Raw genomic sequence first — 20,150 nt, 5'->3', positions numbered from 1 at the left:
CGGGGAGGGATATCATGCATTATGGTCGATTTCATTTTGGTCTTAGGACCCTAAAAACATCACTTGCAGTTATGGGCTGTATCATTTTCTTCTACTTAACAAATAGAGGATCTCCCATGGTTGCTACCTTAAGTGCTGTTTTCGCACTAAGAGAGGATTTACCTTCAACAGTCACCTTTGGTAAATCTCGAATTATTGGTAATACAATTGGCGGTATTAATGCCTTTTTCTACTATCTCTTGCATCAAGAATTATCAAACAAGATAGTTGCTGAAACATTACTAGTTCCATTATTTGTTGCTCTAACTATTATTATTTCAATTAGTTTAAAAAATGAAGCCGGTATTATCGGCGGTGTAGCGACACTTTTATTTATTACCTTCTCAATTCCCAAAGAAGAGTCTTTTTTATATGCGTTTCATCGTGTCATCGACACCTTTATTGGGACGTTTTTCGCCATTGGTTTAAATCTTTTGATTAAATCTCCTTTAGAAGATAGACTTGAAACGATTAGAGAAAAGAAAATTAAAATAATAAATAAACGCAATGAAATCAATAAACTAGAACAAGAAATTAAAGAACTTCAACATAATAAAAACAGTGCTGATAATTAATGGGCTCTATAATTCAAAAACTGATGAAGCAAATTTTGCTTCATCAGTTTTCTTACTCTGTTGATTTTAATGCTTCAATCATATCAACATGTTTTAATTTCCGATGCATAAAAAGCATTACAACAAGTGAGAATCCAACCGTCAATAAAGCTGAGTAAAGATAACTCTGCCAATGAATATTTGGCGGGAACATCATTATATCAACTTCTGCAGTCTTAAGCACAAATCCATGCAGTAGTTTTCCTAAAATACAGCCAGCTAATATGCCAATAACAGTTAAAATATTATTTTCTCGATAAACATACATCGTGACTTCTCGATCATAGAAACCTAAAACCTTTATCGTTGATAGCTACGTATACGCTCCGAAATATTAATATTTGTTAGATTATACAAGACAATAAATGCAAGCAGTGCTGCTGAAATAATTAGTACCCAGACTACAATTGTCAGACTACCCATTGTGTCACTCATTGCTTCACCAATTTGACTTGTGTAACTGACATTAACAACGTTTTTCTCATCCATTAGTTTTTCCGCAAAGTTATTTTCTTGTTTCTTAGTTAACGGCTGTTTAAATTTCAGCAAATCAACGTTGTAAACAGGTTTTTTATCAAAAACTTTCTCATAATAAGTCGGTGTCATATAAATAAAGTGAAGCGCATAATTCTCAACTATATGATCCACTTTGACTTTATATAATTCCCCTTCACCCACATCGATTTCGATTGAGTCCCCCGCCTGAATATCAAACAAATCAGCTAATTTTTCATTAATTATTACGCCATTATCAGTTAACTGATATTTCTCTCCTGATACTCTATCCTTAAATGTAATAAACTGAGATAAATGACTGACATTTTTAGGCGTGTCTAAAGTCACTTCATGTTTTTTAAAACTTGGTTTTTTAACTTCAATAGTCTTTTGTGAAAGCAGTAAGTTTTGCTCGTAATACGGCAATTTATCTCTGACTTTTTCATAAGACGTTGTTTCATCTTGACTTGCATCTCCATTATAGACAACTGTTGCATCATAATGCCAGATTTTTGAAAACTGTATGCCTACGATGTCACCAATAGAATCTTTAATTCCAAAACCAGTGATAATCATCGCCATACATCCAGCAATACCTAAAATGGTCATTAACATTCGTTGTTTATACCTAAACAAGTTTCTAGCAGTTACTTTTTGATTAAAGTTAAATTTGCGCCACAACCAAGAAATTCGTTCTAACAAGATACGTTTACCAGGTTTGGGTGCTTTTGGTCGCATGAGTTGTGCTGGAGTACTTAACAAATCAACTCTTAAAACAACTAATGCAGAAATCAATGTACATAATAAAGCGACAAAAATCGATTGTATTGCATATGATGAATAATATGTAATGATTACCGGCGGCAGATTATATAAACTGCCGTATGCATTATAAATAACCAAAGGAAACACATGATATCCAGCTATCAATCCTAGCAAACTGCCGATTAAACTAGCCGCTGATGCATAGACCACATACTTTTGAGCGATTTCCCAGTTAGTGTAGCCTAACGCTTTCAGCGTTCCGATTTCGCCGCGTTTTTCATCTACCATTCGTGTCATAGTTGTTAAACAAATTAGTGCTGCGATCATAAAGAAAAATACTGGGAAGACCGTTGCAATTGATGAAATACGATTTGCATTATCTTTATATTCAGAATATGCCACGTTATCTTCACGGCCAACATAACGATAATCTACTTTATCTAACTGCTTAGCATCATTTCGTTGATTTACTAAATTTTTTTTTCCTTGAATTAAATCCGTCTCTGTCTCTTTCAATTTTGTTTTTTGGTCAGCTAATTGTTTTTCAGCTTTCCTAATTTCATCTTCTTGAACGGATGTTTCTGATAAACCAGATGCCTTTGCTTGCTTTAATTGACTCTTCTTCGTAGATAAATTTTCACTTTCCTGATTCAACTGTTTTTGTGCAATTTCTAAACGCTCATAACCAGTCGCTATCTGTGTTTCACCATTATTAATTTTTTTTGTAGTTTCATTAATTTTAGCCGTTTTTCTTTTATCCGAACGATCTTTTAATAAATATTCAATAGACTTTTGATCTTGCTCATATTTTTTATTATACTTATCCGAATAACTAGGTAGTTGATTTAAATCTTTATAAGTCACATATAAATGAGTATATAAATTATTTTTAAAATTTTCTTCTGGTAATAAAATAAAATAATCAACAGAACCTTTGCCAACAATTGTACTTCCACGTGATACTCGGTCAACATATAACGGTGAGTTTACAAACCCAACTACCTTAAATGTCGATTGATGAAGTTGGTTTTTAACCGCATTATCTTCAATTTTTAATGTGTCGCCCAATTTTAATTTTTCTGTTTCAAAGGCACGATTATCCGCCACCACTTCACCATCATTTTCGGGCAGACGACCGCTGACAATAACTGGTTGATTCAGCTGATCCTTATTATGTAAACTGTATGACATTAAACGAATAACTTGGTTTGCCTCTTTCTGATTAACATCAAGAAGATAGCTGCCTTCTACTTGAGCAACTCGTTTGTCTTGGGACAATAAGTGAATATCTTCTGACTCAAAACCTAAAGGTGACGTTATTTCAGTTTGCATTAATTTCTGTTTTTTATAATAATGATCTGCTGTATTCATCATGTCAGGACCAGTTGCTTTTATTCCGGCATAAAAACAAACACCTAAAAAAATAATCAACAATATAGATAAGAATCTCGCTTTTGATTGAAATATCTCGCGTAAAACAGATTTATATAATGCTTTTTTTTCACGTGTATCATTACCTCCTACCATTCAATTTTTTCAACTGGCAAAGGTTGGCTGTTTATTTCAACACTTCTTACTATTGCATCATTAATGCGAATGACTTTATCAGCCATCTTAGCAATCTCAGAGTTATGTGTAATAACAATTACCGTGGTATCAAAAGTTCGACAAGTGTCTTCTAGAATACCTAAAATTTGTTTACCCGTCTCATAATCCAATGCACCTGTCGGTTCATCGCATAATAATAATTTTGGGTTTTTTGCAAGTGCACGAGCAATTGCAACACGTTGTTGTTCTCCGCCAGATAATTGTGCAGGAAAATTTTGTTTTCTTTTTTCTAAATTTACTCGTCTCAAAACGTCATCCACATCAAGTGCATTAGGTGCTACTTGTGATGCTAACTCAACATTTTCTCTTGCAGTTAAATTAGGAACTAAATTATAAAATTGAAAGACAAATCCAACATCAACTCTGCGATATCCGGTTAATTCTTTTGGTGAATACTTGGCAATATCTGTTCCATCAACTAATATTTCTCCCTCATCACAACTATCCATTCCACCCAGCATATTCAGTACTGTTGATTTACCAGCACCACTTGGTCCCAAAATAACAACGAACTCTCCCTTATCTATAGAAAATGACACTCCATTATTTGCAACAATTATGCTATCACCCATATGATAGCGTTTATACACACTTTTTACCTCTACATAACTCAATCACTCACACTTCCTCTCATCACATAAGATATCCTCTATTTTATTATATCAAACTCCCTTTTTATTTCTATTGTTTACTAACGAATTCTAAATTTAATACATAAAAAAAAGACTTTAAACAATACAGCACAAACAACTGTATTATTTAAAGCCTTAATTATGTGACTTATTATTATTTTCTAACCTAAAATTGTTAAGTCTTTTGGATAATTGTTAAGTATTTCACAACCGTCTTCAGTTGCTACCACTAAATCTTCAATACGCACCCCAACTTCACCGGGTAAATAAATCCCTGGTTCTATTGAAAAAATCATACCTGGTTTAACTTGTGTATGATTAGAACTAGACACATCTCCAGTTTCATGACATTGAATACCAATAAAATGGCCAGTACGATGAGTAAAGTATTCGCCATAGCCCTTTTCAGTAATATAATCACGACAGGCAGCATCGATTTCTGCGAATGTAGCTCCTGGTTTGACAGCTGCAATTCCGCGCAGGTTAGCTTCTAGCACTGTTTCATAAACATCTCTGCTTTTATCAGATACAGATTTATAGAAAAATGTCCGTGTCATATCAGAACAATAGCCATCTTTTACACCACCGATATCCAATATAATACTATCGCCATCTTTAACTACAGAATCATCATTCATATGATGTGGATCTGCACCATTTGCTCCATAAGCTACGATTGGATCAAATGAAAATCCTGAGTTACCCATACTCTTATAGATATCTAATAGACGACTACCCATTTCTTCTTCAGTTAATTTTTCTGGTACTAGCGCAGCAAGCTCACCAATTGCTTTATCATTATCTTTTGATGCATTGCGCATTTTTTGAATTTCTTCACTTGATTTAATCGCTCGAATATCATCTGTAATTTTTGAGCTAATATCGAAGTGGCTAACTGGTTGGTTAACACGTTTCATTAAGTCTAATAAAAAATGAGCTGCCCAATTTTTATCCACAGCTATTGGTAAAGATGTATCTAGCTGTTCAACTAAAGTTCCCATACCAAATCCTTCATCAATATCGTCAACATTTACTACCGGCATACCTAATTGTTCTTTTGTTAAAGGAAATAATTTGTTAATAACTGCCACATGTTTACCATTTTCTTTTAACACTAATGTTAGTAAGCGCTCTCCAGCTTCTGTAGACACACCTGTTAAATAGAAAATAGTAGCAGGGTCAGAAATTAATAGTTGAGGCATGTTGCGTTCTTTCATTTGTTCTAATACACGAGCCATTCTTTCTTGTTCCATCAAAATTCTCCTCCTTTAAATAAAAGATGCGGCAGTAAAATGCTACCGCATTCAACATATCTATTATACTTCATAACGGCAAATTCCGTCTAGGTATGTTGCCTTTAAATTCATTTTTTTTGATAAAACAATAAAATCTGCCGGATAACCTTCAGTTAACGAACCACATTTATCATCAATTTTACAACTTATAGCAGGTACTAATGAAGCCATCATCACCGCTTGTTCTGGTGTCGCTATTTCCCAATCAACAACGTTTTTTATTGCTTCTTTTAATTTTAAAATACTACCTGCTAAATTTCCCTCTTTTAATCGGGCTGTGTTATTTTCCACCACCACAGGAAATTCTCCCAGCATATAATTTCCATCAGGCATCCCGCCGGCCATCATACAGTCAGTGATTAAAGCAATATGGTCATGACCCTTCTGATTAACTAATAAACCTGCAGCTTCTGGATGAACATGGTGACCATCACAAATTAACTCACAAAAAACATTATGCAGCGTCATAGCCGCTCCTACCATACCGGGTTCACGATGATTTAAGCCACGCATAGCGTTATACGTATGCACAAAGACACTGGCACCTGACATAACAGCCTCTTGAGCATCTTCCATTGAAGCATCACTATGGCCTAAAGCAACCACAACACCATCTTTTGTAATTGCTTCGACAAATTCAGATACGCCATCACGCTCTGGAGCTAAAGCAATTTTTTTAATTAATCCACCTGATGCCTCTTGCCATTCATTAAACACATCAATATTAGGGTCAGAAAAGTAAGAAGGATTTTGCGCACCTTTATATTTTTCAGTAAAAAAAGGGCCTTCAAAATATATACCCTGAATTTTAGCACCAGTCACTTTATCCGCAGTCCTCCCAATTGTCTCTGCCACTGCCTTTAAACGCTCTCTACTTGAGGTTAAAGTCGTCGGCAAAAAAGAAGTGACTCCGCAACTAAGCAAAGCTTCTGACATCTTTTTTAAACCTTCCGCATCATTATCCATTACATCATGATTTTTAAAGCCGTGAATGTGCGTATCCACCAAACCAGGACCAATCCATTGACCAGAATAATCCAAGATATCGGTTGCATTATTTGGTCGTTCTTTACTGAATTTACCGAAAACACCGTTTGTTATTTCTAAATAACCTGGTCCGACAGTTCCTGATTTCATAAAAAATTTATCTGCATATACAAAAGTATTCATTTTAACCAACTTCTTTCATTCAGTCTTTATAATTATAAATTAGCACTATCAATTTTATAAGTCAACAATTGGACTAGACAATTTATCATTTATCACGTTTTTTTCAAATTTTAAAATGTATTACAAAAAAGGTGTATTTATTACTGCACATTTTTTTTATTTATGTTATACTACTTACACAACAGAGTGTTTTAAATTTTTTATTTATCACCTCGGTGATTTATTCAAGGAGTGTATCAATAATGACAGAAATGAAAACCGTCTTCAAATGGCAAAATGAAGAGTTTAAAGGTACAATCGAAAAAGAATATGAAAACTCATTTTTAATTAGTGTTTCAAATCCGAATGAAGAATTACGTGATAAATATTTAAATCGAATTGTTATCAGTAAAAAGGAATGTCTCGTCATTACAGTATAAATAATAAAAAGCGAAGCTTAGGCTTCGCTTTTTATTATTGATGATATGTTTGTAAAAAATCTGTCAAACCATCAGTCATTTGCTTCAATTCTTCTACTTCCGGTAAATAAACTATACGGAAATGGTCAGGAGTCGACATATTAAAACCTTTACCATGAACCATCAATACATGTTGATGATGGAGGAAATCTAAGACAAACTGCTCATCATTTTTTATCTTGAATTTTTTTGTATCTATTTTAGGAAAAATATAAAATGCCGCTTTAGGTTTAACCGCACTAATCCCAGGTATATCATTCAACGCTTTAGTAATAAATTCCCTTTGTTCATAAATACGTCCTCCTGGTAATAATAATTCATCAGTTTTTTGTGGACCACCTAAAGCAGTTTGAATAATTTGCTGAGATAAAACATTCGAACATAAACGCATTGATGCTAACATATTCAATCCCTCTACATACCCCTGAACATAACTTTTATCACCACTCAAAACCATCCAACCACAACGAAAGCCTGCAACACGATGTGATTTAGATAATCCATTAAAAGTGACAACACATAAATCAGGCGCTAAACTCCCTATTGAGATATGTTCTAGATCATCCATTACTAAACGATCATAAATTTCATCTGAAAAAATAATCAGCTGATGTTCTCGAGCAACCTGAATTATTTTTTCTAATAATTCTTTAGAATACAAAGCTCCCGTCGGATTATTTGGGTTTATTAATACAATACCCTTGGTCCTTGGAGTGATTTTCTTTCGAATATCATCAATATCTGGAAACCACTCGGCTTGTTCATCGCAAACATAGTGAACAGCTTTTCCTCCTGCAAGTGTCACAGCGGCTGTCCACAGCGGATAATCAGGCATAGGGATCAGCATTTCATCGCCATCATTAATCAATCCTTGCATAGACATAGTAATTAATTCGCTGACGCCATTTCCAGTGTATATATCATCTAACGATACATTAGGCAAACCTTTTAACTGACAATAGTGCTGAATCGCTTTTCTTGCTGAAAAAATTCCCTTTGATTCTGAATAGCCTTCAGAGTATCTAGCATTAGAGATTAAATCACGAATAACATCATTAGGTGCCTTCAAACCAAACGCAGCTGGATTACCTGTATTTAATTTCAACACATGAATTCCTTGACTTTCCATTCGATCTGCTTCCTCTAATACTGGTCCTCGTACGTCATAACTTACATAATCTAATTTTGATGACTTTTTAAAGTGTTTCATATCTGGTTCCCCCATCTTTTAAAAAACTAGTTATTAATATTATAAAAATATAATGAATCTCATCAAATTGCAAGAAATAAAAAATATCTAAAAAAACAGCTTGTAAAATAGCCTGCTAACTGCATTCTAATTACAAACTGCTTTATTTCATCATTAAGTTATTGTTTTCTATTACACGTTATAATGTTTTAAAAATTTTAACTACATTTTCAACAGTAAATCCAAACTCTTCAATCACTTGATTACCCGGTGCACTTGCTCCAAAAGTATCAATCCCCATTGCTTTACCTTCTAAACCAACGTAACGTTCCCATCCAAAAGTAGCTCCCATTTCGATAGATACACGTTTTTTTACTGATTTAGGTAAAACCGATTCTTTATACGCAGCATCTTGTTTATCAAATAACATCGTACACGGCATTGAAACAACTGACACGTCAATACCATCTTCCTTCAAAACTTTTTGCGCTTTAACTGCTAAATTCACTTCTGAACCAGTGGCAATTAAAATTCCATCCGGTATTTCACCTGCTTGCGCAGATAACACATAACCACCTTTTTCTACAAATGATTTTGCTAAATCTTGAGTTCCAGGTAGAACTGGTAAGTTTTGACGAGATAAAGCTAAAACTGTCGGTGTTTCGGTTGATGTTGCCGCTAAATTCCATGCTGCCGATACCTCATTGCCATCTGCAGGACGAATAACGTTAACATTAGGTAAGCCTCTAAGACTTGATAATTGTTCTATTGGCTCATGTGTTGGGCCATCTTCACCAACTGCAACCGAATCATGCGTTAAAACATATGTAACCGGTGCTTTTTGAATTGCTGCTAATCTTACCGCTGCTCTTAAATAGTCGACAAACACGAAGAATGTTGCACCATAAACTTTCGTTCCACCATGTAAAGCAATACCATTCATAGCTGCAGCCATACCAAATTCACGAACACCAAACCAGATATTACGTCCTTCATATTGCCCGGGCTCAAAATCTTTATCTGCCGCAATCATCGTATTATTAGATGATGACAAATCAGCTGAACCTCCCCAGATAAAAGGAACTGCTGCAGCTAATGATTGAATGGCCTCTTTAGAAGTCACACGACTTGCTGCACTTTCACCAACCTCATAAGTCGGTAATACTTTCGTTAAATCTGCATCAATGCTGCCTGCAAATGCTGCTTTTAACTGATCAGCTAATTTTGGATAAGCTTTTTGGTATTCAGCAAATAGATTATTCCATGCAGATTCAGCTTTTTCACCATTCACTACCATCTTTTGATGGAATCGTTCTTGTGCTTCATCAGGTACTGTAAACTCTGGATAATCCCAGTTATATGCCTGTTTTGCGGCAGCGACACCTTCAGCACCCAATGGAGCTCCATGAACTTTATTTGTTCCAGCTAGCGGTGCGCCAAACCCTATTACAGTTTTGACTTCGATTATTGTCGGTTTCTCAGTATCCCCTTTTGCCTTTTCGATAGCCGCAGATATTTCATCCAAACTATTACCATCTTTAACTAATATATGAGACCATCCAGCTGCTTCAAAACGCCCCTTAACATCTTCGCTAAATGATTTATCCAACGGACCATCTAGAGAGATATCATTTGAATCATAAAGAACCACTAATTTATTAAGTTTTAAATGCCCTGCTAAACTGATCGCTTCTTGTGAGATACCTTCCATCAAATCACCATCACCACATAAAGCATAAGTGTAATGATCAATAATATTAAAATTCTCTCTATTATACGTAGCTGCTAGATGTGCTTCAGCCATTGCAAAGCCGACACTCATAGCTATTCCTTGACCAAGCGGTCCAGTCGTTGCTTCCACACCATCTGTATGGTGTACTTCTGGATGTCCAGGAGTCAAGCTTCCCCATTGACGGAATTGCTTTAATTCAGTCATTGGTAAGTCATAGCCTGATAAATGCAATAAACTATATAGCATAGCTGAACCATGACCTGCCGACAAGATAAAGCGATCTCGGTCAATCCAATTTCTACTAGTTTTAGGGTTTACCTTCAAGTATTTTGTCCATAAAGTATATGCCATTGGTGCTGCACCCATAGGTAATCCTGGATGACCAGAATTTGCCTTTTGAATCATATCTAAACTTAACGTACGAATTGAATTAACACCTAATTGATCAATTTTATCAAACATATATGTGCCTCCTGGTTTTTAGGTTTTTTTTACCTTTATTGCTATTTTAACCGTTTTACTGATTTTTTGCAAGGCTTTCAATCATTTATCTCCCATGAAGTCCCTTTTTCTTCTGAATATCCTTTAATTTATCAGGTGTTACATCAGTTCCTTCTTCATCTACTACTTTCATCCCTTCAATATGATGACGCATACCTTTTCTGAATCTGTGAAGATATTCTTCTCTCAATTCTTTTTGTTCGCTTTGTTCTGATAATGTAAGACCTTCCTCGGTTTTAGCCTTACGAGCCAGTTCATTTATTCGGTGCATTTTCTCTTCTGATAACATATTGTCGCATCCTTTCTATCGGTTAGTTTCTATATTATATTAGCTTATCGCAATAAAAAAAACAATTAGAAGCAATAAACAAGAACAAACAAAAACGCGAACAAACGTTTGATATTTTTCTTAGTATATGGTACACTCAAAAAAAACAAGAAAATGAGGGCTACTGATGGTACAACGACAAGCAAATCGACAAGAAGAAATTCTGCGTTTTATATTTGAACAAGTTTCCGACCGTGGATACCCACCAACAGTTAGAGAAATAGGTGAGGCAGTTAATTTGTCATCAACTTCAACCGTACACGGACACTTATCTCGCTTAGAGAAAAAGGGATTAATTTTTCGCGACCCTACTAAACCAAGAGCAATTGAACTGACCAACGACGGCCTATCTTTTATAGGTGTTCAACCAACTTCAATTCCAATGTTGGGGGTCGTAACAGCTGGTGAACCGATTTTAGCAGTTGAAGATGCAGCTGATTTCTTCCCTGTACCGCCAGATTTAAAGTATGAAGAAAATTCATTATTCATGTTGACTATCCGTGGTGAGAGTATGATTAATGCTGGGATTTTCGACGGAGACCATGTAATTATCCGCAAACAGAATACCGCATTAAATGGTGAGATAGTTATCGCAATGACTGAAGACAATGAAGCCACATGTAAAAGATTTTTTAAAGAAAAAGATTATATTAAATTACAACCTGAAAATGATTCAATGGAGCCCTTAATTTTTGACAATATCACTATTTTAGGTAAAGTTGTCGGATTGTATCGAAACAACATATAGCAAAATATAAAGCATGTTGTCATGCTTTATATTTTTCAGCAAAAAAGAACATAGGTTCGTATTTTAAATAAAAAATGGAGGAACTATTTATGATGATGATTAGAAGATTTGCATTATTATTGTTTGTACTGATTATTGGGATGCTGCTAGGAACAATTGGATGGAAAATCTCTCTGTTGGTTTTGACACCGCTGCTGTTTATTTGGTTAATGTTATGGGATGAAAAGAGTTATGACTATAAATATAAAGAACATAAATTCAGATAGATGATTGCAATTCTGTTCTCTCTCGCGTACACTTTTATAAAAATACGTTAGGAGAAATTATTAATGGAATATAAATCGACAATCGAATTAACAAAAGAATTAACCCTTATACCCTCACCAACAGGTTTTACCCAAAATATAATTACATATATTAAAAATATTTTAACTGACAACGGTATTGATTCTTCTATCAATAGAAAAGGCAGTTTGTTAACAACAATTAACGGTGAAAATAATTCAGAACATCGTTTTATTACAGCACACATTGATACTTTAGGTGCTATGGTCCGGAGCATAAAACCAGACGGTCGACTAAAAATCGATTTAATCGGCGGGTTTAAATACAACTCTATTGAAGGCGAATATTGTACCATTCATACACAAAACTCTGGAAATTTTTCAGGAACTATTTTAATGCATCAGACAAGTGTCCACGTTTATCAAGATGCTGGTACAGCTGAGAGAAATCAGAGTAATATCGAAATTCGACTTGATGAAAGAGTGTCCACGCCAGATGACATCCTTAAATTAGGTATTCAAATTGGAGATTTTATCAGCTTTGACCCGCGTACTGTTATTACTAAAAATAATTTTATCAAATCTAGACATTTGGATGACAAAGTCAGTGCCGCAATTTTAATAAATTTTTTGATTGATTTAAAAAAATCAGGTAAAAAACTCCCGTATACAACACATTTTTTATTTTCAAATAATGAAGAAATCGGTTATGGCGGAAATTCAAACATTGATTATCGTGTTATAGAATACTTAGCAGTTGATATGGGGGCTATGGGTGACGATCAGCAAACTGATGAATACAGCGTCTCTATTTGTGTAAAAGATGCAAGTGGTCCATACCACCTAGGTCTAAGAAATCACCTAGTTAATTTGTGCTCTCAACATAAAATAAATTACAAATTAGATATCTATCCTTTTTATGGAAGTGATGCTTCAGCAGCCATGAAAGCTGGTGCTGATATAAAACATGGATTAATTGGAGCAGGAATTGATGCAAGTCATGCTTTTGAAAGAACACATATTGATTCGATAAATGCCACTAAAAACTTAGTTTATACTTATCTTTTTAGTCAAATGGTATAATTATTAAGATGTAACTTTTATTTTTTAAAGGTTACATCTTTATTTTGTAATTTCTTGACCTTTTTCATTAAACGGAGTATGGTTATTACATAAGCTTATAATATAGTGTGGTGAAAACCATGATGAGCAAGCGATTTGCAGATTGCTTAAGTTCTAACACTGCTTTTTTAATTGATGATTACTTTCAGTTAAAGTCGCTTAATTATTATTTGTTTATAGTTCGTAACCTAAAAGATGTCGACATCATCTTTTAGATCGTAAGCTAATCGTGAACTGATTCTAACGATTTAGACTACAGTGAAATAAATATCGAACTAAATTAAGGTTTTATTCTGAAGGAGGAAGATTATTTATGTCAGTAGTATTAAAAGTAGAAGAAAGAACAACTCGCCCAAGATCATTACGCAAACAATTAAGAAAAGAAGGTCGTGTTCCTGCAGCCGTTAATGGTAATGGAATTCAAAACCTATCCATCTCTTGTAACGCAAAAGAATTAGATAAAGCTATTCGGGAGAATGGACTAAACGCTGTTTATACACTTGATTTAAATGGTAAAAAAATTAGTACGCTATTACATACTTATGAATTAGATACTTTCACAAAAGCTTGGATTCATGCTGAATTTCTTGCTGTTGATATGAATGAAAAACAAGAAGTTGAAGCTGATGTTACGTTACTTGGTACACCACACGGTGTTAAAAAAGGTGGTATTTTGGAACAAACTCTATATTCTGTTGTTGTTTCAGCTACACCGGATAAATTACCTGAACGTGTTGAAATTGATGTAACTCACCTTGAAATTGGTGAATCTCTATCTATTAAAGATATTCCTGAACATCCTGAGTTTGAGATTGTCACAGATGAAATAGAGCAAATTTGTACAGTTGCTGAACCTAACAGACCTGAAGAAGATATTGAGGGAACTGGCACAGTTACTGAACCAGAAGTTATCAATAGTAAACAAGAAGAAGAATAGTCAGATAAATATAAAAAAAGTCCCATTAAATGGGGCTTTTTTTATGTTTATCATTAAGTATTTGTAAATATATTTTACCATTTTTATTCTTATAACCAATTTATGGTAAAATATCGATTGAGCTATTATTATTTATTTAGGAGTGAGTTACTTGGCAGGTATCGATAAAATCAGCTTTTTTACACCAAACACATATGTAAATTTAGAAAAACTAGCTATTCATCGTGGTATAGACCCAAATAAATTTTTAATTGGTATTGGACAGACAAATATGGCTGTACCAACAATCACACAAGATACAGTTTCTATGGGAGCAAATGCCGCATTGAGCATTTTATCAGAAGAGGATCGCGAACTTATTGATTTGGTCATTGTCGGTACAGAGTCCGGCGTGGATCAATCAAAATCATGTGCCTCTTTTATCCACGATATTTTAAACATTCAGCCTTTTGCAAAATCTTATGAAATAAAACATGCATGCTACGGAGCGACTGCTGGTCTCATGTCTGCAATCGATTACGTTCAGAATAATCCTGATAGAAAAGCACTCGTTATAGGCTCTGACATTGCACGATACGGGTTAAATAGCGGTGGAGAAGTTACACAAGGTGCTGGTGCGGTTGCTATGTTAATTAGCAATAATCCTCGCATTTTAGAATTTGATACACCCTCTATCTCGTTAACCAAAAATATTTTTGATTTCTGGCGCCCAAATTATTCAGATGTTGCCTTCGTTGATGGCAAATTCTCAAATGAAGCTTACATTGAATTTTTTAATACGCTATGGCAAGAATTTTCTAATAAAAATAATCTATTACTTGAAGATATCGATGCTTTTTGTTTACATATGCCCTACACTAAAATGGGCCAAAAAGCTTTATCTCCCTTATTAGCTGAGGCAAAAACGGAAATTAGAGACTCCTTATTAAGCCAATATGAATTGAGCACTACCTATTCAAGACAAATCGGTAATATTTATACAGGTTCGCTTTACTTAAGTCTAATTTCACTACTTGATCAGTCATCTACCTTAGTCAGCGGCGATCGAATCGCATTTTTCAGCTATGGATCAGGTGCGGTGGCAGAAATGTTTTCCGCTACATTAGTCAAAGATTATACTGACCAGTTGCTTGCCCAACACCACCAAACAATGCTTAACCAAAGAACCAGTTTAACTATTGAGCAATATGAAACAATATTTTCTCAAGAATTACCAAAAGAAGACGGTTTATATACATTTGAACAGGAATTGGATACTGCATCAATTTACCTATCTGCAATCACTGACCATCAGAGAATCTACACGAAAAAATAACCATTAAGGAGGGCTTTGATTGGATAAGAAACCAACAAAATTTTATAATTTATCACGTGAAGCACGTTTAAATATTCTCTTTGATGAGCACTGTATTTCAACTGAAGCAAAAGAACTTTATCTGCAACAAAAGAATTTAGACAATGCTATTGCCAACTCGCTTATTGAAAATCAGATTAGTCAGTTCCCTTTACCTGTCGGGGTTATTCGAGATTTTAAATTAGATAACCAAACATATACTATTCCCATGGTGGTTGAGGAACCTTCAGTAGTTGCAGCGTGTAACCACTCTGCAAAAACTTTCAGTCAGTTTGGTTTTTCTTCACACATGTCTAAGAGCCTGATGATTGGACAGATTATTTTAACCGATGTCCCCGACTATTCTGCTGCTGCAGTATTAATTAATTCGAATTTATCAACTATCAAAGGATTGGCTGAGAAAAGTCATCCATCAATCGTTAAACGAGGTGGCGGTCTTAAAACGATTACCTGTCAAAATTGGATGCAAGAAGATAATAAAGACTTTTTTACAATAAATTGTGCAATTGATGTTAAAGATGCAATGGGTGCAAATATTGTCAATACTATTTTAGAAGGCATTTCTCCATATATTACTAAGATTACCGGCGGTCAAAGATTGATGGCAATTTTAAGTAATTACAATACAGAATCGCTTGTCACTGCTACATGCAAAGTCCCAATCACAGATATTCCAAATCGCTCAAATCTATCTCAAAAAGAATTGGCAAACAGAATTGTTGCTGCTAGTGAATATGCTAAAATAGATCCATACCGAGCTGCTACGCATAACAAAGGAATTATGAATGGTATTGACTCTGTTGTCATAGCAACAGGTAATGACCCTCGGGCTGTTGAAGCTGGTGTTCATGCGTATGCTGCAAGAAACGGCAGATATGAAGGGTTATCTTCCTGGAGTATCAGCGACCAAATTTATTTGGTAGGTGAAATGACTCTGCCGCTTTCTATCGGTACAGTTGGAGGAGCTATTTCTGTCCTGCCCTTAGCTAAGGCCAATTTAGAAATGATGAATAATCCATCATCAGAAGAGTTAGCAGCAATCATTTGTGCTGTAGGCTTATCCCAAAATTTTGCTGCTCTTAAAGCACTCGTGAGTGAGGGTATCCAAAAAGGACATATGTCATTACACGCTAAATCTTTAGCTATTCAAATCGGCGCAAAAAATGATGAAATAGAACGTGTTGCTCAAAGATTACAGATGCTTAAAAAAATGAATTCCGAAACAGCCATCAAAATTCTTAATGATATTCGGAAAATAAAATAAAAAAACGACTTTCTATTATCTAGAAAGTCGTTTTTTTAATAAATTGGCTGTAAATCTTTACCTGAGCTATATTGATAACGCATCAGCATAATCAAGCCAACTCCAATCATATTACTTAAAATTGCGGATCCACCTTGACTAACAAACGGTAACGGAATACCTGTCAACGGTAGTAGACCAATATTCATACCGATGTTCTCAAAAACATGAAATAGAATCATCATGATAACTCCAGTAGCAATATATGTAAAGAATTCATTGTTTGTATCAAAGCACATTCTAATCATGCGATAAATCAAAATGAAGTAAAGAACGATAACAAAAATACTACCTAAAAAACCAAAATTTTCTGCAATAACTGAAAAAATCATATCTGATTCACGAACCGGAACAAAAATTTCTGATTGATTATATCCTTTACCAAATAGACCCCCTGATCCAATCGCTTTTAACGCTTGTGCTTGTTGATATGAGTTTCCTGTTGGATCATGAAATGGGTCCAACCAAGAATCAATACGCGCAAATTGATAACTCTTAAACCCAACTTTATATAACATTTCCCGTCCGCCATCCGTCGTGACCAAAAATAAAATCAATAAACTCAGCACAATTAAAACCGCAGCTGTCGGAATAATAATTCGCCAAGAAATACCTGACATAATAAAGACTCCGCCCAAAATAGCAATAAAGACCAGCATGGTTCCAAAATCATCTTGTAATTTTAATAAAACTGCTATTGGTAAAGTAACTAAAAGCATTTTCCCTATCAACAGCCAATCGCTTTTTTCTGTTTTTTGACGGTAAGTTATATTATGCTGAGTTACAATATAAGCCAGCATAAGTATAAAAGCAATTTTCATTAACTCTGCTGGTTGGAAAGTTAATGAACCAAAACGGAACCAATTTTTTGAACCTGTTTTATCTGCTAGATATGTATCATAGTAAAATAATAATGCTGTCATAACCGCAATACCAATACCGTATCCAATAGGTGTCAATTTCCATACCATCTTAGGACTAAATTGCATCACTAAAAAAATGACAATTCCTCCTAAAACATACCAGATTCCCTGTTGTATCATCAATTGACTAATGTTCTGAGGTCTCACATCATGCGTTAAAGCTACGTAATAAGAGGCCATGCCAACAATAGATAGTAAAAATACCGGAAGTAACACACCATAATCTATCTGTTTATCTATATTATTTTTTGTAGATCTCAATCGACTTCTCTCTTTTCTTTCTTAATTTATCTAGTCATTGTTATTCTCTTCATCAGCTTCATCTAAAATATAAGAGGCTAGTTTATGGCGCAAATCTGAAATTTCTCGAGTCTGTGCTTGAGTGACTTGTTCCAAATGATTTATTTTCGTTTGAGCCTCGTCGCTATAATCCAATTTAGATTGGAATTCCAATTGACTGATCATCTTATTTTGGCGCTTAATTTGGCGATTCCTTTTCATAACAGTACTAAATAATAAAAGCATACTAATAAGAAAACTGACAATAAAACAGCCTAATATTAGTACAATAATTGGCAAACGAATTGTTGTGAAGAATAAGTTAATACTTACTTCTTGTGCATTTACAATTGAAAACAATATCAATAAAAAAATAAATAAGACAAAAACAACTACCTTTGTTTTTCGACTCATTTTGACCGCCTCCTATTTTTTATTAAAAACCGTTCGAGCAAGAGCATCCCCAACAACCGGGAATAGTTGATAGCACTTGCTGCCTAATTCCATAATCATGGGAACATTAATTTCTCTACGGTAACTGCCCATTGAATCAACTATCTTTTTTGCAAGCGATTCTGGCGAAATAGCCAAGACTCCTACTTTTTCTAGATAATTACCTTTAGGGTCAGCAATCTTAAAGAAATTTGTTTTTATTGGACCAGGATTAACGGTCGTTACTGCAATACCAAAATCTCTTAATTCTAAACGCAACGAATTTGAAAAGCCGATTATTGCAAATTTAGTAGCTGAGTATATACTTGATTTTGGTGTTGCCATTTTACCAGCCTGTGATGCTATATTAATTATATGACCAGTGCCTTGTTCTATCATCAACAAAGCAATTTGCTGAGTTAAATGAATAAGACCAAGCACATTGACTTGGAACATCTGATCGATTGTGTGTCTTGGTGTATCAATAAAATTTTCAAAAACACCAAAACCTGCACAATTTACCAAGACATCAACTCTTAAATTGTCTCTAGTTAATACAGCAAACAGACTTTGACAACTACCATAACTACTGACATCCAAGACAATCGATACAACCCGACTTTGACTGATACGCCGACAGTTAGTTGTTACGCGTTCTAGTTCAGATTGCCGTCTGGCACAAAGAATAACGTCAGCACCTTTCTTCACGGATTCATACGCGATAGCCTCGCCTAATCCACTTGAAGCACCAGTTATTAGGACTGTTTTATTTAATAGTGTATTGAAATTTTTTTTCATTATACTATCCTCACTTTAATGCGGTAGCGGAATATCTATAATATCAAAATCTTTCACTACCTTACTATTTTTAAAAATTTCCATCGCTTCACCCTGCAAATCATATAAAGCTTTGCCCAAATATCGTGAACTAATATGTGTCAACAACAGCCGCTTACAATTTGATTCTTTTGCAACCTGTGCGGCTTGAGCTGTTGTTGAATGAAAATAGTTTTTCGCCAGTTTAGCCTCGCTTTTATTAAAAGTACTCTCATGCACTAGCACATCAGCATTCTGTGCTAATACAAAACAATTTTTATGTAAACGTGTATCACCAAGTATTGTAACAATCCGTCCCTTTTTAGGTTGGCCAATAAAATCTACGCCATTGATTACTCGTCCGTCTTCCAAAGTAACGATTTCACCATCTTTAATTTTTTTATAAATAGGCCCAGATGGAATTGCCAGTTCTTTTAATTTCTCAACCTGCAGCTCGCCTTGAAAGTCTGCTTCCACAATACGATAGCCATAACATTTAATTCGATGGTCTAGTTCTTCACAATAGACTTTAACCTTCTCATCTTTAAAGATTAAACCAGTTGTTTCAATTTCAATAAATTTAATCGGATATTTTAAATGTGAATCTGACACCTTTAAACTTGTTAATACAAATTGTTTAATCCCTTTAGGTCCGTATATTTCCAATGGGTCTTCTCCGCCCTGAAAAGAACGGCTGCTAATTAGTCCAGGCAAACCGAAAATATGATCACCGTGCAAATGCGTAATAAAAATTTTTTCGATTTTTCGTGGACGAATGGTTGTATTTAAAATTTGTTGCTGAGTCCCCTCACCACAGTCAAACAACCACACTTCATTACGTTCATCAAGCATTTTTAATGCAATACTTGTAACATTTCTTTGTTTTGACGGAACTCCAGCTCCTGTCCCTAAAAATTCTAATTCCATAGTGTGCCTACTTTTCTTTAAGTTTATATTAATTATACATTCTTTCCATTACTGTAATCAATCATTGAATCCTTAATTATAGCTTAACTTTTATATTATATCAATTTTTCATTATAATTTATACAAAAAAACTGAGTAATATAGAGCACCTCAAAAGTCAGACTAAAAAATCTAACTTTTGAGGTGCTCTATAAAATTC

Annotated in this window: 20 protein-coding genes; 8 read left to right on the top strand and 12 right to left on the bottom strand. The window is 34.6% G+C overall.

The genetic code is table 11. The features are described 5' to 3' along the window. Nucleotides 1-14: 14 nt before the first annotated feature. Complete coding sequence (locus CBF37_RS06655) at nucleotides 15-614, top strand: FUSC family protein (RefSeq protein ID WP_125983957.1); 600 nt, start codon at nucleotides 15-17, stop codon at nucleotides 612-614. A gap of 52 nt (nucleotides 615-666) precedes the next feature. Here the strand turns inward: CBF37_RS06655 and CBF37_RS11770 are convergent, their stop codons facing one another. The 5 genes from CBF37_RS11770 to nagA all read right to left on the bottom strand — a co-directional run bounded on the left by CBF37_RS11770 (nucleotide 667) and on the right by nagA (nucleotide 6,618). After that, nucleotides 667-921 (bottom strand): ABC transporter permease family protein, encoded by a 255-nt coding sequence (locus CBF37_RS11770; protein ID WP_240626677.1) that lies wholly within the window; start codon nucleotides 919-921, stop codon nucleotides 667-669. Between the two features lie 32 nt (nucleotides 922-953). After that, nucleotides 954-3,440: an FtsX-like permease family protein gene (locus CBF37_RS06650; protein ID WP_240626676.1), complete on the bottom strand. Its 2,487-nt coding sequence runs from the start codon at nucleotides 3,438-3,440 to the stop codon at nucleotides 954-956. Next, a complete protein-coding gene (locus CBF37_RS06645; RefSeq protein ID WP_125983955.1) occupies nucleotides 3,434-4,135 on the bottom strand; it encodes an ABC transporter ATP-binding protein in 702 nt (233 codons plus the stop codon). Before CBF37_RS06645 ends, CBF37_RS06650 begins: the two co-directional genes overlap by 7 nt. A 179-nt stretch (nucleotides 4,136-4,314) precedes the next feature. Beyond that, nucleotides 4,315-5,406 (bottom strand): M24 family metallopeptidase, encoded by a 1,092-nt coding sequence (locus tag CBF37_RS06640; protein WP_125983953.1) that lies wholly within the window; start codon nucleotides 5,404-5,406, stop codon nucleotides 4,315-4,317. Between the two features lie 63 nt (nucleotides 5,407-5,469). Continuing rightward, a complete protein-coding gene (nagA, locus tag CBF37_RS06635; protein ID WP_125983951.1) occupies nucleotides 5,470-6,618 on the bottom strand; it encodes an N-acetylglucosamine-6-phosphate deacetylase in 1,149 nt (382 codons plus the stop codon). A 239-nt stretch (nucleotides 6,619-6,857) separates the two neighbouring features. Between nagA and CBF37_RS06630 the strand changes: the two genes are divergently transcribed. Next, nucleotides 6,858-7,037: a DUF2187 domain-containing protein gene (locus CBF37_RS06630; protein WP_420824168.1), complete on the top strand. Its 180-nt coding sequence runs from the start codon at nucleotides 6,858-6,860 to the stop codon at nucleotides 7,035-7,037. A gap of 34 nt (nucleotides 7,038-7,071) precedes the next feature. On the opposite strand, the gene CBF37_RS06625 is transcribed toward CBF37_RS06630, so the two are convergent. The 3 genes from CBF37_RS06625 to CBF37_RS06615 form a co-directional block, all read right to left on the bottom strand. Further along, nucleotides 7,072-8,286, bottom strand: a complete 1,215-nt coding sequence (locus tag CBF37_RS06625) for a pyridoxal phosphate-dependent aminotransferase (RefSeq protein WP_125983948.1) — start codon at nucleotides 8,284-8,286, stop codon at nucleotides 7,072-7,074. Between the two features lie 178 nt (nucleotides 8,287-8,464). Beyond that, on the bottom strand, nucleotides 8,465-10,459 hold the full coding sequence (tkt, locus tag CBF37_RS06620) for a transketolase (protein ID WP_125983947.1): 1,995 nt from the start codon (nucleotides 10,457-10,459) through the stop codon (nucleotides 8,465-8,467). Between the two features lie 85 nt (nucleotides 10,460-10,544). Continuing rightward, nucleotides 10,545-10,787: a DUF896 family protein gene (locus CBF37_RS06615; protein ID WP_125983945.1), complete on the bottom strand. Its 243-nt coding sequence runs from the start codon at nucleotides 10,785-10,787 to the stop codon at nucleotides 10,545-10,547. Nucleotides 10,788-10,953: 166 nt separating this feature from the next. On the opposite strand from CBF37_RS06615, the gene lexA reads away from it, so the two are divergent. From lexA to CBF37_RS06590, 6 genes are all read left to right on the top strand, one after another. After that, nucleotides 10,954-11,574 carry a transcriptional repressor LexA gene (lexA, locus tag CBF37_RS06610; RefSeq protein WP_125983944.1) on the top strand — a complete coding sequence of 207 codons (621 nt, stop codon included), beginning with the start codon at nucleotides 10,954-10,956 and terminating at the stop codon, nucleotides 11,572-11,574. 89 nt (nucleotides 11,575-11,663) lie between these two features. Beyond that, on the top strand, nucleotides 11,664-11,840 hold the full coding sequence (locus CBF37_RS11625; RefSeq protein ID WP_165866656.1) for a hypothetical protein: 177 nt from the start codon (nucleotides 11,664-11,666) through the stop codon (nucleotides 11,838-11,840). 63 nt (nucleotides 11,841-11,903) lie between these two features. Next, on the top strand, nucleotides 11,904-12,941 hold the full coding sequence (locus tag CBF37_RS06605) for a M42 family metallopeptidase (protein WP_125983943.1): 1,038 nt from the start codon (nucleotides 11,904-11,906) through the stop codon (nucleotides 12,939-12,941). Nucleotides 12,942-13,293: 352 nt separating this feature from the next. Beyond that, nucleotides 13,294-13,917 (top strand): 50S ribosomal protein L25/general stress protein Ctc, encoded by a 624-nt coding sequence (locus CBF37_RS06600; protein WP_125983941.1) that lies wholly within the window; start codon nucleotides 13,294-13,296, stop codon nucleotides 13,915-13,917. A gap of 151 nt (nucleotides 13,918-14,068) precedes the next feature. Continuing rightward, complete coding sequence (locus tag CBF37_RS06595) at nucleotides 14,069-15,232, top strand: hydroxymethylglutaryl-CoA synthase (RefSeq protein ID WP_125983939.1); 1,164 nt, start codon at nucleotides 14,069-14,071, stop codon at nucleotides 15,230-15,232. A gap of 19 nt (nucleotides 15,233-15,251) precedes the next feature. Then, the gene (locus CBF37_RS06590) at nucleotides 15,252-16,535 is read left to right on the top strand and encodes a hydroxymethylglutaryl-CoA reductase, degradative (protein ID WP_125983938.1); all 1,284 of its coding nucleotides are present in this window, start codon (nucleotides 15,252-15,254) and stop codon (nucleotides 16,533-16,535) included. Nucleotides 16,536-16,570: 35 nt separating this feature from the next. On the opposite strand, the gene CBF37_RS06585 is transcribed toward CBF37_RS06590, so the two are convergent. The 4 genes from CBF37_RS06585 to rnz are packed head-to-tail and all read right to left on the bottom strand — an operon-like array spanning nucleotide 16,571 to nucleotide 19,951. Continuing rightward, the gene (locus CBF37_RS06585) at nucleotides 16,571-17,758 is read right to left on the bottom strand and encodes an FtsW/RodA/SpoVE family cell cycle protein (protein WP_125983936.1); all 1,188 of its coding nucleotides are present in this window, start codon (nucleotides 17,756-17,758) and stop codon (nucleotides 16,571-16,573) included. Between the two features lie 30 nt (nucleotides 17,759-17,788). Then, on the bottom strand, nucleotides 17,789-18,190 hold the full coding sequence (locus CBF37_RS06580) for a LapA family protein (protein ID WP_125983935.1): 402 nt from the start codon (nucleotides 18,188-18,190) through the stop codon (nucleotides 17,789-17,791). Nucleotides 18,191-18,202: 12 nt separating this feature from the next. Continuing rightward, nucleotides 18,203-19,006, bottom strand: a complete 804-nt coding sequence (locus tag CBF37_RS06575; protein ID WP_125983934.1) for an SDR family NAD(P)-dependent oxidoreductase — start codon at nucleotides 19,004-19,006, stop codon at nucleotides 18,203-18,205. Between the two features lie 15 nt (nucleotides 19,007-19,021). Continuing rightward, nucleotides 19,022-19,951, bottom strand: a complete 930-nt coding sequence (rnz, locus tag CBF37_RS06570) for a ribonuclease Z (RefSeq protein ID WP_125983932.1) — start codon at nucleotides 19,949-19,951, stop codon at nucleotides 19,022-19,024. Nucleotides 19,952-20,150 lie beyond the last annotated feature (199 nt).

The sequence above is a fragment of the Vagococcus vulneris genome (assembly GCF_003950515.1).
Taxonomy (GTDB): Bacteria; Bacillota; Bacilli; order Lactobacillales; family Vagococcaceae; genus Vagococcus; species Vagococcus vulneris.
The sequence above is the reverse complement of the archived record's forward strand: the minus strand, read 5'-3'. Positions and strand labels throughout refer to the sequence as shown.

Excerpts from the sequence above, each read along its gene's own strand:
- CBF37_RS06625 (WP_125983948.1), bottom strand. The coding sequence starts at position 8,286 with ATGAAACACTTTAAAAAGTCATCAAAATTAGATTATGTAAGTTATGAC.
- CBF37_RS06615 (WP_125983945.1), bottom strand. The coding sequence starts at position 10,787 with ATGTTATCAGAAGAGAAAATGCACCGAATAAATGAACTGGCTCGTAAG.
- nagA (WP_125983951.1), bottom strand. The coding sequence starts at position 6,618 with ATGAATACTTTTGTATATGCAGATAAATTTTTTATGAAATCAGGAACT.
- tkt (WP_125983947.1), bottom strand. The coding sequence starts at position 10,459 with ATGTTTGATAAAATTGATCAATTAGGTGTTAATTCAATTCGTACGTTA.
- rnz (WP_125983932.1), bottom strand. The coding sequence starts at position 19,951 with ATGGAATTAGAATTTTTAGGGACAGGAGCTGGAGTTCCGTCAAAACAA.
- CBF37_RS06605 (WP_125983943.1), top strand. The coding sequence starts at position 11,904 with ATGGAATATAAATCGACAATCGAATTAACAAAAGAATTAACCCTTATA.
- CBF37_RS06575 (WP_125983934.1), bottom strand. The coding sequence starts at position 19,006 with ATGAAAAAAAATTTCAATACACTATTAAATAAAACAGTCCTAATAACT.
- CBF37_RS06640 (WP_125983953.1), bottom strand. The coding sequence starts at position 5,406 with ATGGAACAAGAAAGAATGGCTCGTGTATTAGAACAAATGAAAGAACGC.
- lexA (WP_125983944.1), top strand. The coding sequence starts at position 10,954 with ATGGTACAACGACAAGCAAATCGACAAGAAGAAATTCTGCGTTTTATA.
- CBF37_RS11770 (WP_240626677.1), bottom strand. The coding sequence starts at position 921 with ATGTATGTTTATCGAGAAAATAATATTTTAACTGTTATTGGCATATTA.
- CBF37_RS06600 (WP_125983941.1), top strand. The coding sequence starts at position 13,294 with ATGTCAGTAGTATTAAAAGTAGAAGAAAGAACAACTCGCCCAAGATCA.
- CBF37_RS06655 (WP_125983957.1), top strand. The coding sequence starts at position 15 with ATGCATTATGGTCGATTTCATTTTGGTCTTAGGACCCTAAAAACATCA.
- CBF37_RS11625 (WP_165866656.1), top strand. The coding sequence starts at position 11,664 with ATGATGATGATTAGAAGATTTGCATTATTATTGTTTGTACTGATTATT.
- CBF37_RS06650 (WP_240626676.1), bottom strand. The coding sequence starts at position 3,440 with ATGGTAGGAGGTAATGATACACGTGAAAAAAAAGCATTATATAAATCT.
- CBF37_RS06580 (WP_125983935.1), bottom strand. The coding sequence starts at position 18,190 with ATGAGTCGAAAAACAAAGGTAGTTGTTTTTGTCTTATTTATTTTTTTA.